Annotated in this window: 15 protein-coding genes and 3 tRNA genes; 5 read left to right on the top strand and 13 right to left on the bottom strand. The window is 25.3% G+C overall.

The window, feature by feature from the left end:
- The first annotated feature begins 550 nt into the window (after positions 1-550).
- Positions 551-1,945, top strand: a complete 1,395-nt coding sequence (locus QMA87_RS01290; protein ID WP_283833708.1) for a hypothetical protein — start codon at positions 551-553, stop codon at positions 1,943-1,945.
- Positions 1,946-1,965: 20 nt separating this feature from the next.
- Here QMA87_RS01290 and tsf read toward each other — a convergent pair whose 3' ends face one another.
- The 13 genes from tsf to QMA87_RS01225 all read right to left on the bottom strand — a co-directional run bounded on the left by tsf (position 1,966) and on the right by QMA87_RS01225 (position 14,326).
- On the bottom strand, positions 1,966-2,844 hold the full coding sequence (gene tsf / locus QMA87_RS01285; RefSeq protein ID WP_283823948.1) for a translation elongation factor Ts: 879 nt from the start codon (positions 2,842-2,844) through the stop codon (positions 1,966-1,968).
- Positions 2,844-3,644 carry a 30S ribosomal protein S2 gene (gene rpsB / locus QMA87_RS01280; RefSeq protein WP_283823947.1) on the bottom strand — a complete coding sequence of 267 codons (801 nt, stop codon included), beginning with the start codon at positions 3,642-3,644 and terminating at the stop codon, positions 2,844-2,846. Before rpsB ends, tsf begins: the two co-directional genes overlap by 1 nt.
- A gap of 200 nt (positions 3,645-3,844) precedes the next feature.
- The gene (locus QMA87_RS01275) at positions 3,845-4,201 is read right to left on the bottom strand and encodes a hypothetical protein (protein ID WP_283833707.1); all 357 of its coding nucleotides are present in this window, start codon (positions 4,199-4,201) and stop codon (positions 3,845-3,847) included.
- A gap of 370 nt (positions 4,202-4,571) precedes the next feature.
- Complete coding sequence (locus QMA87_RS01270) at positions 4,572-5,876, bottom strand: C1 family peptidase (protein ID WP_283827243.1); 1,305 nt, start codon at positions 5,874-5,876, stop codon at positions 4,572-4,574.
- Positions 5,876-8,797: an AAA family ATPase gene (locus QMA87_RS01265; RefSeq protein WP_283823944.1), complete on the bottom strand. Its 2,922-nt coding sequence runs from the start codon at positions 8,795-8,797 to the stop codon at positions 5,876-5,878. The genes QMA87_RS01270 and QMA87_RS01265 overlap by 1 nt, the downstream gene beginning before the upstream one ends.
- A 13-nt stretch (positions 8,798-8,810) precedes the next feature.
- On the bottom strand, positions 8,811-9,542 hold the full coding sequence (locus QMA87_RS01260; protein ID WP_283827245.1) for a ribonuclease III domain-containing protein: 732 nt from the start codon (positions 9,540-9,542) through the stop codon (positions 8,811-8,813).
- Positions 9,529-10,512 (bottom strand): phosphate acyltransferase PlsX, encoded by a 984-nt coding sequence (gene plsX, locus QMA87_RS01255; protein WP_283823942.1) that lies wholly within the window; start codon positions 10,510-10,512, stop codon positions 9,529-9,531. Before plsX ends, QMA87_RS01260 begins: the two co-directional genes overlap by 14 nt.
- Positions 10,512-12,137 (bottom strand): DAK2 domain-containing protein, encoded by a 1,626-nt coding sequence (locus QMA87_RS01250; protein ID WP_283833706.1) that lies wholly within the window; start codon positions 12,135-12,137, stop codon positions 10,512-10,514. Before QMA87_RS01250 ends, plsX begins: the two co-directional genes overlap by 1 nt.
- Entirely contained in the window at positions 12,130-12,438 is a 309-nt protein-coding gene (locus QMA87_RS01245; RefSeq protein ID WP_283823940.1) for a hypothetical protein, read from the bottom strand. Before QMA87_RS01245 ends, QMA87_RS01250 begins: the two co-directional genes overlap by 8 nt.
- 104 nt (positions 12,439-12,542) lie before the next feature.
- Positions 12,543-12,617, bottom strand: a tRNA-Gln gene (locus QMA87_RS01240).
- Position 12,618: 1 nt separating this feature from the next.
- Positions 12,619-12,702, bottom strand: a tRNA-Tyr gene (locus QMA87_RS01235).
- A 267-nt stretch (positions 12,703-12,969) separates the two neighbouring features.
- On the bottom strand, positions 12,970-13,884 hold the full coding sequence (rsmH, locus tag QMA87_RS01230; protein ID WP_283823939.1) for a 16S rRNA (cytosine(1402)-N(4))-methyltransferase RsmH: 915 nt from the start codon (positions 13,882-13,884) through the stop codon (positions 12,970-12,972).
- A gap of 7 nt (positions 13,885-13,891) precedes the next feature.
- On the bottom strand, positions 13,892-14,326 hold the full coding sequence (locus QMA87_RS01225) for a division/cell wall cluster transcriptional repressor MraZ (RefSeq protein WP_283823938.1): 435 nt from the start codon (positions 14,324-14,326) through the stop codon (positions 13,892-13,894).
- 134 nt (positions 14,327-14,460) lie between these two features.
- Between QMA87_RS01225 and obgE the strand changes: the two genes are divergently transcribed.
- From obgE to QMA87_RS01205, 4 genes are all read left to right on the top strand, one after another.
- The gene (gene obgE, locus QMA87_RS01220; RefSeq protein WP_283827248.1) at positions 14,461-15,708 is read left to right on the top strand and encodes a GTPase ObgE; all 1,248 of its coding nucleotides are present in this window, start codon (positions 14,461-14,463) and stop codon (positions 15,706-15,708) included.
- Positions 15,709-15,767: 59 nt separating this feature from the next.
- Entirely contained in the window at positions 15,768-17,081 is a 1,314-nt protein-coding gene (locus tag QMA87_RS01215) for an MnuA family membrane nuclease (protein WP_283823936.1), read from the top strand.
- Positions 17,082-17,254: 173 nt separating this feature from the next.
- On the top strand, positions 17,255-17,944 hold the full coding sequence (locus QMA87_RS01210) for a DUF3800 domain-containing protein (RefSeq protein ID WP_283823935.1): 690 nt from the start codon (positions 17,255-17,257) through the stop codon (positions 17,942-17,944).
- 57 nt (positions 17,945-18,001) lie between these two features.
- Positions 18,002-18,077: transfer RNA gene (locus QMA87_RS01205), tRNA-His, on the top strand.
- The last annotated feature ends 2 nt before the right edge of the window (positions 18,078-18,079 follow it).

The raw sequence follows: 18,079 nt of genomic DNA, 5'->3' as shown, positions 1-18,079 counted from the left end.
ATGGAGAAGTTAATTTCATGACAAATGATAAATTTAGTGATGCAATTAATTCAAAACTAAGCTGTAATGAAGTTTTAGATGGAAAAATAATAAGAACATTCAGCATAAACTCCTCTTCAAATGAAAAGGTAAAGATATACAATGATATAAATAGATCTATTCGTTTATAGCATACAAAATAAAGAAAAAACTCAAATTCAGGAAATTTTAAGCCTGTATTTGAGTTTTTAATACTTAACTTGGAAACTCGGGAAAAATTATTAATTACTTAAATAAACTCACAAATAAAATAAATTCTATCTAAAATTTTTATTTCTTCGTTTTATATATTTTAATAAAGTTATTACATTATTTCTAATAATAAACATCATTAAATAATATTCTTAATTAAAGATATAAAAAAGTTAAAGTAATTAATTTTAATATATTCATTTATTAAAATGACTAAATATTTAAAATTTATTAAATAATATATTTATATTTTTTTAATAGTATAATATTAAATATTTTTTAAAAGTGTAAGTTTTGTGCCTTTATTTGAGAGGAAATTATGATTAAAATAAATAAATTAGCATTTCTTTTTTCAGGAATAATAGGAATTACAACCATTATTAGTTGTAATTCAAATATAAATAATCATAAAGCACAAAAAATAATTAGCAAAAAATTAATTAATCAAAAAAACGATATATCTAAGATTGTTGATAAACAAAAGTCGATTTCATTATTATTAAATAGCAATAATGAAAAATATATTCCATTTATTATTGATAGTATTTTGATAGAAGATAATAATCTAAAAAATATTAAAGAAAATCAATTAAAATTTAATGTAAACACAATTTTACAAACTAAAAAAATATTTACTATATGAAATAAAAAAACAAAACATAAATTGAAAATAAAAAAAGAATTAGAAACACTTAAAAAGAGAGAAAAATCTTATGTTATGGTAAGGAAAACAGCGATGTCGCTTTTATTGGCAGGCAGCATTCTTAGTGTTGGTATATATTTTTTTAAATATAATCGAGATCCATTACATAAAACTAAAGCTTATTTTACTGATTTTATTTTCAAAAAATATTTAAAACATATAAATGTTAATATAAATTTTGAAGATATATTTAAAAATTTGATGTTCTATTTATTTAAAGAAAATGATTTTGAAGATAGAAAACTTATTAGCTTTTTAATATGAAAAGTTAAAGAAGTTATTTTTGATAAAAAAGATATTAAAAGTATTTTTAATGAAGAACAAATAAATAACTGAATTAAAGAGTTTAGCAAAAATGAGAATAATAATACATTAATAAAAAATAATCCAATATCATATTTTATTAAAATACTTAACAATGGCAAAGGAAAAGAAATTTTAGAAGAATTTTTAAAATTATTGAAAATTATTTTTGATAAAAAAACAGAGCTAAGCAATATTTCTGGTTTTAATTATATTGATCAATTTTTAAAAGAACCAAAACAAGAAGAAACTAAAGGACTTTTATCAAATTTAACAACAATTTTTGCAAGATTTGGGACTATTAAAAATAGTATAGATTTTATAGTTATAAAAGGTAAAGAATATCTTCATGATGAAAAAATGAAAGGCATGTTAACTATTTGAATTGAATTTATTAATGCTTTAAGAAATATAATTAATAAAAATAACTTTAAAAAACAATATGAAAACGAACTTAAAATTTTATATGATTTGTTTTATAGTGTTATTGGATTAATTTTTAAAAACATAGAATTAAAAATAGAAGAACCAAAAAATGAAGGAATTTTAGGGCTTTTTGGAATTTTAGGGCTTTTTAGTTTAATAATTAGTAAATATGTTACGAAAATTTTCAAAATTACTGATATTGTTACGCCACAAACAATCAAAGAGTGAATTGAAGATAATAGAGGTAATGAACAAATAGTAAAAAAACAAGCACAATCTTAGGACTGTGCTTGTTTATTATATTATGCTTTATTCATTTGTGCAGCAACTTCAGCAGCAAAATCTGTTTCAACTTTTTCAATACCTTCAGCTAATTCTAAACGTACAAAATTTAAAATTTTTGTTGAATGTTGTTCTAAGTATTGAGAAACTGTTAATGAAGATTCCATAACAAATGATTGTTTTTCAAGAACAAATTCACTTAATTCTTTATCTACTTTACCGTTAATAATCATTTGTTGAATTTTTTCTGGTTTTTTAGCTAATGATTCATCAGCTGAAAATTCATCTTTAAGTGCTTGAACAGTTTCAGCAGGAACTTGATCTAAAGTAGCAAATTTAGGATTCATTGCAGCAACATGCATTGCAACATTACGTAAAGCATTTGCGTCTTTACCTTCACCAGTTACAAGAACAGCAATTTTACTATTGTTATGTGTATAACCTGTAACCAAATTTGCTTTTTCTACTTGAATAGCACGACGTAAGGCAATTTTTTCGCCAATAACACCTGTTGCTTCTTCACATAATGTCATTAAAGATTTACCATCTTTATTTACAAGAGCTGATAATTCATTTTCATTAGTGAATTTTTTACTTAATAATACTTCTTCAATTTCTGATGCTAATTTAAGAAATTTTTCATTTTGAATTACAAAGTCTGTTTCTGAATTTAATTCATAAACAACTGCAAACATGTCATTTTCAACATATTTAACAATACCTTCAGCAGCTATTCTTCCTGATTTTTTAGCAGCTTTTTTAAGAATGTTATCATTCAATCATTGAATAGCAGCTTCTAAATCATAATTGGTTTCTTCTAAAGCTCTTTTACAATCAATCATTGGAGCATCTGTAATTGCTCTAATTTCTTTAATTAATTCCATTTTTGTTTTTGCCATTATTTATCTCCTTTTTCTGCTTCATTTGAGCCTAAATCAATTTCTTCATCATTTTTGTAAGCATATTGAACTGGTAATTTTTTAGCAGCTGAGATGGCATCAGCTAAAATTGTAATAATTAATTTAATTGTTTTTGTTGAATCATCATTTGCTGGAATGGCAATATCTAATAAATCTGGATCAAAGTTTGTATCTGCAATACCGATTATTTTAATTCCTTTTTGTCTTGCTTCATGAATAGCATTCATGTTGTTGAGTGGATCAGCAACAATCATGATATGTGGAAGGTATTTCATTTTTCTAATACCTTTAAAGTTTGCTTGTAATTTAGCTAATTTTTTAGCTTTATCAAGCCCTTCTTTTTTAGTATATCCTTCAAAGTTTTTCTTTGCTTGCGCTTCAAGTGTTTCTAAAACACTAACTCTTTTAAAGATTTCTGAGTGATTTGTAAATGTTCCACCTAATCATCTTTCTGAAACAAAGTATGATCCTGTTTTGATTGCTTGTTCTTCAATTACATCCTTAGCAATTTTTTTTGTACCTACAAAAATAAATGAAGCTTTTTTTTGTGCTGATTTATTTATATATTGATAAGCATATTCTAAAATTTTAGCTGTTTTTGCTAAATTGATAATGTGTGTTCCAAACTTTTTCATGTGAATGTATAAAGCCATTTTTGGATTTCACATATCTGATTTATGCCCGAAATAAGCACCTGCCTCTAATAATTTTTCTTTAGAAACAATATCTTTAACTTTAGCAACTTTTGCTACTTCTTTTTGTTCTTTTTTATTTTCCATTTTAAATTTCCTTTTGTTTGTTGTTCTACCTAATGCTTCTAAATATAGAACTTTTTCTTAAAAAGCACATCCATACAATTCACATTAGTGGTTGATTTATATAATCTATATTATTTTAATATAAAATATAAATTTTATATAAATTTTTTATACAAGTGGTAATGCAAAATTATAAAAACTGAATTCATATTTAAATTTAGTTAAATAAATTTTTCAATATTTTTTCAAAGATAAGCAACATTTTCTCTCGATAATTTTATATTATTAAAAAATGTTTTATCAAAATCATTTATGATTCAAAAATATATCATATTTTCTTTTTCTTTGTAATGAACATTGCTATTTAAAAATTTAAGTAATCTAGTATTATAAATTTTTTCCAGTGTAGGAAATTCTACTATGCCTTCAAGCTTAATAAATTCAATTATTTTTATTTGATAATTTTCATTAATTTCTTTGAGTTTAATTTTTCCTTTATTTTTAAAATTTTTAATTGCTTTATTTGCTAATTTAAATATCTCGAAATATGTTATAAGTGTAAAAAAACTAATAATCATATAAAAAAGAAATGGAACTATATTTAGTGATAAAAAAAGCGACTTATAATCAGCAAAATTATTAAAATTATTTCAATTTAAAGAAATTATAAAAATACTAGCAAAAAATAATAAAAATAAAATTAAAATAAAAAACATCTTATAAATTAAAAAATTTTTTAAAGTTTTTAAAAATTTATTATAAATCTTAAAAAATCCTTTTTCAATAAAAATATCATATTTCTCATTAAATTCATTTAAAATAATAGCTTTTTGCTTAATAAAATGTTTTACAAAAATAATATATTTACTAAAAAGTAAATAAAATAGCGGTTCAAATAATGCTAAAAAAATTAAAATAAATAATAATATTAAATAAAAATTAATCATTTTACATAGGATCAAATAAATCGGCTTCAACTGGGTCTTTTTCTAGCGCTTCAAGAATATTACTTGAAACATATTTAGGATTAATAATCGCTCCAAAACAATACTCATCAAATCATTGATCACTCATTGAAAAGTATCCTTTTTCGCCAATTTTTTCTCCCCATGAATTTTCCACTTCTCATTTAATTACATTATTATTTTCATCTAAATCAACCCCCACAAATGTCATTGCGTGTGTTGGAGAAGAAAGTGAAAAATTAACACGGTCAGCTTTTGTTAAAATATTAAAAGGACTTAAAGAATTGTTAATATCAAAAACATCTAAATCCATAATTCCTGCTTTTTTATCAATATATGGACTCATATCGCAATCAAATCAAACTGGTTGTCCATCTTTTAATGAATTTATAATGCTAATTTTCAAATCATTTAACTCAACATTAATATATTCTAAAGCTTTTTTATCATTAACAGTTTTAAATAGACTTGATTTTACAAGTGTATTTTTTGGATATCTATTACGAGGATCAGCTGTTAAATTAACAAAGTTTTTATAATCTGGACTACAGAATTTTTCTAAAAATGTTAATGGAGTTAAATTAGTGTGTCTAATAAATTTATCATCTTTATCACGATATTCATAATCAAAAACATTTATAGGTTGACCTAAACATTTTGATAAAATTTCATAAACTTTTTCTAAAGATGCAATTCTTATATCTTGTATTTCTTTTTCACTTTTTGCTTCTCTTAAAAGCTTTGCACTTGAAATTAAATGTCACTTTAATACTTCATTCATTTGTGTTGTTGAAGAAGAAGATACAGTCTCTTGCATTATACTTTTAGGAACGACACCATACTTACTTATAAGTGATTCTACTCACTCTCAATATCCTCCATCAGCTGCTCCAAATTCAAGTATTCTATTAAATAAACGATCTTGAAATTCTAATTTTGGAAATTTTAAAATTAAGTCCATAAAAGTATTAGCCTTTTCCATTTTTTCTCAAAACATTGTATATGCTTGTGAAAATTCAAATTTATCAGTATTAAGAATTTTCATTGTATCTACTTTAAGAGTATTTAAAGCAGCAAAAATTCAACATCTACCAGTATTTTTTTGATCTGTCATTCCTCCTTTTTTAACTTGAGTTGAAAAGACATTATTATGTTTTACTCTAACATTATTATTATAAATAGAATTATAAACACCATTTTTAGTAATTGCATTTTCTACTATCTTATTAATAGGGTTGCTATTGTAATTTTCTATAAATTTTTGTATTAAATTATTTGTTATTTTCATTATTTCTCCTGACTGATTATATTTTGAGCTTGATCTAAACTCACACTAAAAAAGGTTGTAATACCACGATTTTGCATTGTTGCTCCAATAAGATTATCAACATTAGCCATTGTTCCGTGACGATGGGTAATAACTAAAAACTGCGTATCTTTTTTAAGTTTTTGTAAATAATTTACATAACGTATCACATTAGTTTCATCAAGTGCAGCTTCAACTTCATCTAAAATGCAAAGAGGCATTGGTTTCCATTTAATTATTGCAAATAATAATGAAATTGCAATAATTGATTTTTCCCCTCCTGAAAATAATCTTAAATTTTTCACTGTTTTTCCTGGGGGTTGAGCCTCAATATCAATTCCTGATTCTAAAATATTATTTGGATCGGAAAATTTAACTCTAGCGCTTCCTCCGCCAAACATGGAACTAAAAACTTCATTAATTTCTTTATCAACTTTTTCAACTACTTGTGATAATTTATTGATAATGATACTATCTAAATTCGCTTTCGCTTCTTCAAGCTTTGCTTTTGTTGAACTAATTTCTTCATATTGTTGTAATAATAAAGAATATTCATTTTGAACTGTTTCAAATTCATTAATAGAATCTAAATTAACATTCCCTAAATCATTTATTTCAGATTTTAATGATTTAGTAATTTTTCTAGCCAATTCTATTTCCATGCTTAAGCTAAATTGCTCTCTAGCTAATTCATATGTTATTTTATAATATGAGTTTAATCTCTCATTTGAAATTTTAAGAATATTATTTGCACGATCTTTTAAAGTTGTTTTACTATAAAATTGTTTTTCAATATTTCTTAATTTTGCCTCATCTTGAGTTTTAATTATAAATTCATCATTTATGGAAGTTGAATTTAAAGAAACTTGTTTTACAAATGAATCAATTTGGGCTTCAAAATCTTCTTTAAGAATACGTAATTCATCAATATTTTCTAATTTTACTCCATCAATTTTTAACTCTTCGCTAGTAATTTGTGAAAATTTACTTTTTGCTGATGTAATAGCATTATCAATTAATTCATTCTGAATTTTTGAAGTGCTTATTTTTTCTTTATAAGAAAAAATATCTGTCACAAGTGATTCAATTTCAATTTTTACATCATTTAATTGTTCATTAAGTAATTGAATTTTTTTATTAGCAATATTAATATATGAATTTAATTTTTCCAATTCCTCTTCGTGTCCAAAAATTTTATTAATAAATTTTTCTCCACCTTGAATAACTCCTCGAGCTCTTACAATATCTCCATCAAGAGTAACAATTGTATATCTTTTATCAAGAATATCAGATATTTTAGTAGCATTTTCAATAGTATCTGCTACTAAAATATCACCAAGTAATGATTTAGGAAGGAGAGAAAATTCTGGTGAAACTTTAGCAAGATTTGATGCAATATCAACAAAGCCTTCAAGACCATCAATTATATATTCATGTTCTTTTCTAATAAATTTAGGAGAAATAGAACTAAGGGGAATAAATGTTGCTCTACCTGCATTATTTTTCTTTAAAAAATTCACACATGCAACAGCCGTTTGTGAATTATCTACAACTATATTTTGGTATGAACCCTGAAGAATTACTGCCATAGCATCTTGATATTTGCTTTCGAAACTCATTAAATCTTTAACTAAGCCTTTAATGCCTTTAAAGATATATTTACTATCAATAATAGCTTTTGTCCCTCTTGAAAGATTTGTTCTATTTTTTACATCTTCTTGAAGAGATAAAATTTTACTATTTGCAATTGTTTTTTTATTATTTAATTCATTAATAGAATGCAAAATATTATTTTCAGTTTCCTGTTTAGATTTAAGTAATTCTTTTAATTCTTTTTCTTTTTCTTCAAATGCAGAAATTTGAGAAACTTTTATCTCTTTTTCTTTGCTTTTAAAGGCAATTTCTTCTTTTAAAGCCTTAATTATATCTTGAATATTAGCGCTAGAATGTCCTTCAAGAATCATTTTTCTATTTTCTTGCATGCTAGCTTCAGTTATTTCTACTTGTCTTATTCTTTTATCTATTTGCTTTAATTCTTCTCTTAAATGTTCTATTTTTTGATTAAGTTGTGAATTAATACTATTTTTTTTATAAATAATATCTTCACTGTTTAAAATTTTTGTTCTTAATTGCTCTTTAGATTTTTCAACGGCATCTAACTCGTCAGAAACTAACTCAATTGTTTTTAAACTTGAAGTAATATCCTCAACTAAAAGTGCTATTTCTATTTGTTTTAATTCTTCAGCTTTTTCTACATAAATCTTTGCTTTTGAAGATTGTTTTTCCAATTTTTCAAGTTGTTTCTTACTATTGTTAAGCTTTAGCTCAATTTTATCTATATCAATTTGAATACGATCTAAACTAGCTTGTGCTTCAATTTTTCTAGCTTTATGAAGCGATACACCGGCCGCTTCTTCAAAAATAGCTCTTCTTTCAATTGGACTATTTTCTGCTATTTTAGATACTGTTCCTTGTGAAATTATTGCTAAAGAAGATTTACCTATACCTGAACGCATAGCAATTTCTTTTATATCTTTTGCTTTAGCAATTTCATTATTAATATAATACTCATTTCCATCTTTATTTCGATCAATAACTCTTGAAATAGTAAATTCTTTACCTAAATGTTCTATTTCATTATCAGAATTATCAAAAGTAAGACTAACTTGAGCACGTTCCATTTCTTTAGCAGTTTTAGAACCAGAAAAAATAACATCAAGCATTTTACTTCCTCTTAATTGTTTGCTTGATGCTTCACCTAAAACTCACTTAACGGCATCATTAATATTTGATTTACCCGACCCATTAGGTCCAACAATTGCTGTTAACCCTCCATCAAAACTTAAGGTTATTGGATCAGCAAATGATTTAAAACCATGAGCGTATATTTTAATTAATTTCATTATTCTCCATTCATTAATTAGTATTTTGAGTGTACTTTTTAAGTCCTAAAATTGCTGCCTGAGTTTCAGCATCTCTTTTTGTTTTACCTATACCAACACCAAAAATCATTCCTGAAACACTTAATGTTGATTCAAACATTACTTTTTTGTCAATTATTACCTCATGAGTGAAATATTTGATTATTCCTATTTTTTTATTACTTTGTACCAATGTTTGAAACATGCTTTTTGGATGAGATTTATTATTATTTATCTCTAAAAATTCTTGTTTTATAGTTGGCTTTAAAATAATATTTAAATAATTATATACTTCTTCAGAACCTTGATCATAATAAATAGCGCCCACTAATGCTTCAAAAATATCGCCAAAAATTTTGTTTTTATTAGATATTTCTAGATCGCTTATTTCATGACGCAAAAGATCTTGCATATTATTATTTAACGCAAGATCAGCTAAAGTTTGATTTTTAACAATATTACTTCTTAATTCAGTAGCTATACCTGGATTATAATTTTTGTTTTTCATTAAATAATTAAAAATTAATTTAGAAGAATAAAGATTTATTATTGAATCACCAATAAATTCAAGTAATTCATAACTTTTAACTTTCTTATGATTATTTATATAAGAACCATGAGTAAAGGCAGTTATATATAAAGTTATATTTTTAGGTTTTATTTTAAATTTATCAAGAAAAGCAAGCAATCTTGGAATGTAAAGTTTTTCTGAATTATTCAAGTTCACGTTTAACTTCCTCAAGTATATTTTTTTCAAGAGCAATTTTAACTTGATTTAAAGCTCCTAAAAATGATTTTTTATCACTTGATCCATGTGTTTTAATCACAATTTTATTTAAACCAATTACTCAAGCGGCTCCAACATTACGATAATCAAATTTTTCACCTACCTCTTTAAAAGCCGGTTTTAAAAGTAAAGCTAAAAATTTTCTTCAACCTGTTTTTAAAATTGATTCTTTTAAAAGTGATTTAAAAACAAGAATAGCCCCTTCCATTGATTTAAGAATTAAGTTGCCTGAAAATCCATCAATAATTGCAATATCAGTTTCATTATTAAGTAAAATTCTAGGTTCTATAAAACCTTGATAATTAATAGTAAATTCTTGTTGAAGTAAGCTAGCAGTTTCTCTTACTAAAGTAGTCCCCTTATATTCTTCTTCTCCAATATTAATAAGTTTAACAATAGGATTTTCTTTATTAAACATGTGTTTATAAAAACTAGAAGATAATTTTGCTCACTCAAGTAATTGTTGAGCCGTATTTTCACGATTAGCACCAACATCAAGTAATAAAAATTGTTTATCTTTTTTTATAGTCGGAATAAAAGGCATAAATGCAGGTCTTGAAATATTTGGCATTCTACCAATTAAAAATGTACTAGAAGCAAGATACATTCCGCTATCACCACAACTAAGAACGGCATCTGCTTCATCATTTTTTACCATTTTAATTGCATCAATCATTGAAGAAGATTGATTTAATACTGAACGAAATTGTTGAGTAAATTTAAGAGTAATTTTCGAATCTTTAATTTTAATATTATTTAACTTTTTTTTATAATGTTTATTAATTTCATCTTCATTACCAACAAGAATAATTTCAAAAGTAGGATTTTGCTCCGCAAATTCAACGCTAGCTTGTATTGCTGGTAAGATTCCTTTATCATTACCCATAATATCAAAAGCAATTTTTTTCATTATTCAACTCCTATTAAAAAATGATAATTTGGTTGTGCGCCATTATAAATTTCAACTTCAACCTCATAGTTATTTTTAATAAATTCAGCTAGCTCTTCAGCATCATTTTCTGAAGCATTATCACCATAGAATAATGTTACAATTTCACTATCCTTATTAATTGAAGCTTCTAAAACTTTTTTTGCTGCATCTATATATGTTTTTGAACAAGCTATTATTTTATTATTTAAAATTGAAAGAAATGAGCCATCAACAATTTTGATTCCTTCTATTGTAGTAGTTCTAACTGCTGTAGTTACTTGACCAGATTTTACATTTTGATATGCTTCACTCATAAGTTCTTTATTTTCAGCAGCTGATGCGTCTTTATTAAAATAAAGAAGAGCAGATAATCCTTGAATTTGTGTTTTTGTAGGAATAATTATTATTTTCTTATCCATAATTGTTTGAGCAGCTTGTTGGGCTGTCAAAATAATATTTGAATTATTAGGAAGAATAAAAACAGTTTCAGCATTGCATTTATTAATAGCTTCAATAATTTGGGCACTCGAAGGATTTTGTGTCTGTCCTGATTCAATAATATTGTCACAGCCATTTTGTTTAACTTGTTCAATAATACCTTGACCTAGATTACATGAAATTACGGCACATTTATCGGGAGCCTCATCCTCATTATTAACTGATTTAATATTATTTTTTGTTTCATTAGCTTGTAATGACATATTATCTATTTTTATTTTTCTAAATTCGCCATATTTTTGAGCTATATTAAGTAATTTTCCAGGAAAAAGAGTATGACCATGAACTTTTAAAAGTTCCACATCATTAATAACAACTAAACTATTTGCTAAATTAGAAATAACTTTAATAAGTTCATCTTTTTTAAAGTTTTCTGGTTCATTTAAAGTTAGAATAAATTCTGTGCAATATCCAAACTCTCCTTCATATATTTCAGTGTTTGAAATAAATGAATTAATTTCTCCTTCTTTATCAAGAAGTTCAACTGGTTCATTATTTAAAGATTTCGCAATACCTTCTATAATCAAAAATAAACCTTCTCCACCCGAATCGTTAACACCAACTTCTCTTAAAACTTTAAGTTTGTTTGGTGTATTATTACAAGCTATTCTTGTAAATACAACAGCTTCATTCATAAATTGCGCTGGTGAAAGTTTTGAAATATTTAAAGTCTTAAGCGCTTCATAAGTTTCGCGAATAACAGTTAAAATAGTTCCTTCAACAGGTTTTAAAACTGAAGCATATGCTTTTTTAGTAGCTTCTTCAAAACCGATTAATAATTCATTAACATCGATTTCTTTTTTTCCTTGAAATGCATTTGAAAAACCTTTAAAAATTTGCGAAAGAATAACACCTGAATTTCCTCTAGCACCCATTAACATACTTCTATCTGTAACATTTGCTACATCGTAAAGATTGATAAATTCTGTTTTTTGTAAATCTTTTTTAGCCTCTTCTATAGTTGAAGACATATTAGTGCCTGTATCACCATCAGGAACTGGAAAAACATTTAAACTATCAATTTTATTCTTATTGTTAATTAAATTATTTGCTCCAGAAATAATTGCATCTTTTCATTGACTAGCTGTTATTTTACTGTTATTCATAGATAACTCCTTTTATGAAAATCGAAATATTTGCAATTTTGATTTGTTCCTGTTTTGCTTGATACTTAATTGTTGTTGTTAATTTTTTAATAATGTTTTCAATATTTAAATAGTCTTTAACTAAAATAGAAAATTCTATCGCATAACCTTTGCTAGTTCCTTGAATATTAACATAATTAAATCATTGATCTCTTTCTATAACAAGAATTTCTTGTTTATCTTTATTGCAATCAACCACTGAAACAATACCTGGTGTTATTTCAATAGATTCACTGATTATTTCTTTTATTTTATCAATCATGTGCACATCCTTCTTAAATTTAGTTTTATATATATTTTAATATATATATTACTTTTTGTTCAATTATTTAAGATAAATAAAAAAGTCAGCCTTATGCTGACATTTGGCTGCCCCAGTTAGATTCGAACTAACGCATGTCGGTACCAAAAACCGATGCCTTACCGCTTGGCTATGGGGCAATGGTGGGGGGGGAGGGATTCGAACCCCCGAATCCTAAGAAAGTGGGTTACAGCCACCCGCATTTGGCCGCTTTGCTACCCCCCCGAATATTTCAAAGCAAAAATATTATATACTAAAAAATATTGCTCGTAAAGAAAAATTTTAATTTTTTCTAACATTTTAGAAATAAAAAAAACGGCTAGCTAGGCCGTTATGTTGTAATATTACAATTTTTGTAAAATATTATCTAAATTTGCTGATTGTTTTTTAATAGAATATTGATATCTTACTATCAATAATTTATTTTTCTAATATGAACAACTTAAAATTGAGAATAGCATTTATATTTAAAATATCCCTTTTATTTATAAATTAATCATCAATTTTTTCTAGTATACGAAGTTTAGCGCTTCGTGCTCTTTTGTTGAAAAATATTTCTTCATGAGAAGGATTAATAGTTTTTGTTTTATAAATTTGTTTAATCATAATTGGTAATTTAGGATCACTAGTTTTAATTAAAGATTTATAAAACTGTTTTACTATTTTATCTTCAAGTGAATGAAAGGTAATTATTAATAGTTTGCTACCTTTTTTTAAAAATTCTAATGCTTTATTAAGCATAATTTTAATTGAATCAAATTCATTATTCACTTCAATTCTTATAGCTTGAAATATGGGTTTAGCCATATTTTTTTGTCTATTAAGAGCTGCTGGATAACCTGATTTTATTACTTCAACTAATTGTAATGTACTATTGATTGGACGATTTTTTATAATATGTTGAGCAATGCGTTTGGATAACTTTACCTGACCATACATATCAAAAATGCGTATTAAATCTTCTAGTGCATATTCATTAATTACTTTTCATGCATCAAGCGTTTGATTTTGATCCATTCTCATATCAAGGCGAGAATCCTTATTATAGGAAAAGCCTCTTTCTGGTGTGTCAATTTGGACAGAACTAATACCTAGATCTACTAGAATTCCATCAACTTTAAAAATTTCATTTTCTTTTAAATAGACATCAAAATTTGAAAAATCTGATTTAAATAATTTGAAATTTTGTGAGATTTGAGAAAGACGTTCGCTACTTTTTTTTATAGCATAAGAGTCTTTGTCAAATCCGACCAAGCGACCTGAAGACTTTAGTGTAGATAGAATTACTGAAGAATGACCTCCATAGCCAATTGTTAAATCAACTATAGTATCATTTTCATTAATATTAAGATTAGAGATTACTTCTTGCAACATTACGGGAATGTGTTTTTGTTTGTTTGTTTCCATAATATTACTAACCTCTATCTGCTATTTCCTGAGCTAAAGTCCCAAGTTTTTCACCTGGATTTGTGCCGATTAAATTATCAAAATTAACTTTTTCTCAGATTTCGACTTTATCGCCTACTCCAATAAAGACAATATTTTTTGTTTTGATAGCAGCTACTGATAAAAATTTATCAGGAATGATAATTCTTCCCGCTGAATCAATTACTAACTCTTCAGAAAGTAAAGTAATCATTCTTTTAAGTTGACGCAATTTAGCATCAAAAGGATCATCAAACTTTTTGTCATTAATTAGTTTCATAAAACTTTCAACAGTTTGAAGCGTAATAATGTTATCAAAATCAATTCTAATAACTACACTTTTGCCAAAATCTTTACGAAATTTTGAAGGTATCACTATACGATTTTTTTCATCTAGAGTACGCTCAAATTGACTAAAGAACATTTCTCCCACTTTCTACCACTATCTACCTTATTATAACAATTTGTGACGCCATATATTTTTTTTCTTAAAATATATTAAAAATATATAATTTTTTATTTATAAATTTAAATAAGCAATTTATTTATAATATGAATATGAAATTTATAGATAGTACAAAAATTAAAGTTGCAGCTGGAAAAGGCGGTGATGGTTTTATTTCATTTCGTCGTGAAGCCCACGTTGATAAAGGGGGTCCTGATGGCGGAGATGGAGGAGATGGCGGGAGTGTTTATTTTATTGGTGACAGCGGAATGAATACACTTTTAAGTTTACATTTCCAAAAAACAATTAAAGGTGAAGATGGTGTTAAGGGCGGAAGAAAAAATCTTTATGGAGCTAGAGGTAAAGATATTTTTGTTAAAGTTCCATTTGGTACACAAGTTATTAATGATGGAAAAATTATTGCCGATGTCATTGACGAAAAACCTTACTTAATTTGTAAAGGTGGTAAAGGTGGTCGGGGAAATGCTAAGTTTAAAACTGCCAAAAATAGTGCTCCAAGATTAAATGAAAATGGAATGCCTGGTGAAATGAAAATTGTAGATTTAGAACTTAAAGTATTAGCCGACGTTGGATTTGTAGGTGTTCCTAATGCAGGCAAAAGTTCTCTTTTAAGTGCCATGTCAAATGCAAAACCTAAAATTGCTAACTATCAATTTACTACAATTGATCCACAATTAGGTCTTTCTAAATATTATGATAAATCATTTGTTGTTGCTGATTTACCTGGATTAATTGAAGGAGCAGCACAAGGAAAAGGGATGGGTCATGAATTTTTAAAACATATTGAAAGATGTAAAATAATTGCTCATATTATTGATTTTTCTCTTTCTTATGAAGAAATTAAAAATAATTATAATGTAATTAGAAAAGAATTAAAAAGTTATAAAATTGATTTAAGTAATAAAAAGCAAATTCTTGTAGCAAATAAAAATGATAAAGAAGGTTTTTGAGAAAATATTGAAGAATTTGAGAAAGAATTTAATGTTAAATTAATTAAAATTTCAGCACTTAATTCAGAAAATATTAATGAATTAAAGGCTGCTATTGTTAAAGATCTTGAAGCTGAAACATTACAACAAAAAAATAATAATTATGAAGAGGAAGTATATATTAATTTCGATGCTCCATATTATGTCAAAAAAGAAGAAGGAGTTTTTGTTATTTCAGGAAGCAAAGTTGAATACTGATATAATAGAATTCCATTAACCACAAATGATAATTGATTAAGATTTAATAAAATTCTTCAAAATCTTGGTGTATATCAAAAACTACATGAATTAGGCATTAAACAAGGCGATCAAGTTAGAATTTATAACTTCACATTTGAATGAAATGATTAAATAATGAGTTATTATTCATTATTTTTTTATTACTTAAATTAAATTGTTATTATTTAAATATGAAAAAAAATAAAAGTAAAAGTAAAAGTATTATAGGAACAATTATTAGTTTGATTGTAATTTCAGCAACTGGTATTAGTTCTTATTTTGCTTATCAAAATGGTTTTTTCTCTTCTTTAACTAAAAAACAAGAAAATACTTCTAACTTAGTTAAAGAAAATTTAAAAATTCCGACCAATCTTAAGAAAAAATTTTTTAAACCTGCTGAATTAACAAGAATTGGACATTGAAATATTTTAAATTTTGGCGGAGAAAGATCATTTAAAAATAGCTTTAAAGTAAATTCAATTGCAAAAATTATATTAGAAACAAATTTAGATTTAATTGGATTAACAGAAATTAATTATGATCAAGGTAAGAAAGTTGAAAATATTGTCAAAACATTAAATGAAATAGATGAAGATAAAAGCTGAAAAGTTATTACACAGCCAGTAGAAGATATGGCTTATGAAACTAATAAAGATATATCAGAACAAGTTTCTATTTTATATAAAGAAAGTAAATTTAAACCTGAAGCATTTAGTAACGGAAGAATAGGATCATCATATGGTGAAACATTTTTTAAAGATGAATTTAATAGAGATACTAGATTTAAAAGACCTTTATTTGGAGTATTATTCAAAGAATTAAAATCAAATAAAAATTTAGTTGCATTTTATGGTCATTTAGATTCACCGCGCGCTAAAAAAAGTAGAACAAAAACTCAATTTATTGAATTAAATTCAAAACTATTTTCACAACAAGGATCACAAGAAGTTGCTGAAGCAAAACAGATTGATGATGCTTTTATTTATTTTAAAAATTTATCGCCTAATAATACATCATTATTTTTTGGTGGCGATACAAATATCATGACTAAAAATAATAAATTATTTACTAGTGAAGAATTTACATCAAAAAATATTCAAAATTATTATGAAAATATGACTATAAATAAAAACTTGCTAAAAGAAGAGTATGAATATTATAAAACTTCTTTAGGCGAATCAAAAGGATATGCTAATGCATATGATAAATTATTATTTATTGAAAATGGTCTTGACTTTATTAATGAATATGAAAAAGTAAATAAATTTAAAACTATGAGTTCTCCTGAAGGATATAGCTATTCTTCAGTATGATTTAGAGGAGATATTGCTAATGCATTTGAAACGCAACTGCTTGGCGAAAACTTTAAAAAAATGTGAAAAGATGAAGTTAATAAAGTTATAAATGATTCAAAGAAAAAAGATAAATATATTAATTATTCTAACCATTCAATTGTAAAGAATGGAATTAGCGATCATGATATCACATGAATCGACTATAAGTAAAATTCCTAATTTTTTCCTTTTTTAGTTAAAATATTAAATATTAAGACTATAATATAATAGCAGGTTAATTCACTGCACAACTATATAGAATGGAACAAAGCGTTTAATCGAACTATTAAGTTCGACACTATATAGGAGGATCGCTAATGCGATCTTTTTTAATGGAGGATTTAATGAACTTATTTATTTATGCAGATGAATCGGGTGTTTTTGATTTTAAGAACAATAATTATTTTGTTTTTGCTGGTTTAATTTTTGAAAGTAAAAATGAACGAGATAGATATATAAATATCTATCGTTTAGCTGAAAAAGAGATTAGAAAATCTGGAGAATATAAAGCAAATATGGAATTAAAAGCCAACAAAATAAAATATAAATATCGTTACTTAATTTTTAGAAAACTTAAAAATATTAAAAAATTTGCAACAATAATAAAATTGACTGATTTAAATGTTAATCTTTTTAAAAATAAGAAAACGAAACAAAGATATATGGATTGAGCTTTTAAAATGGGTATTAAAAATTGTTTAAAAACAAGTTTTAATGAACATTTAAATGAAATACAAAATATTAATTTTTATATAGATCAACATACTACAGCAACAAATGGACGTTATGAACTTCAAGAATCATTAGAAACTGAATTTAAAATTGGTAATTATTCAGCAGATGGTAATCACTTTATTTTTCCTATTACACAAAATCTTAAAAGCTTAACGCTTAAATTTTTAGATTCAAAACATCATGTTTTAATTAGAGCTAGTGATATAGTAGCTAATTATGTTTTTAACATGTTAAGAAAAGGCAAATATTTAAAAATAACTCAAAATTCAAAAATGAGTGTCTATATTCATCCAAATTAATTTTTATAAAAAAAATACAATTTAAAAAAATCTTTTATATAATAATAAAGCAATATGGCGAGAGTGGCGAAGTGGTTAACGCATCGGGTTGTGGTTCCGACACGCGCGGGTTCGATCCCCGTCTCTCGCCCCATT

It is taken from the genome of Mycoplasma phocimorsus (assembly GCF_030077875.1).
Classification (GTDB): Bacteria; Bacillota_I; Bacilli_A; order Mycoplasmatales; family Metamycoplasmataceae; genus Mycoplasma_H; species Mycoplasma_H phocimorsus.
The sequence above is the reverse complement of the archived record's forward strand: the minus strand, read 5'-3'. Positions and strand labels throughout refer to the sequence as shown.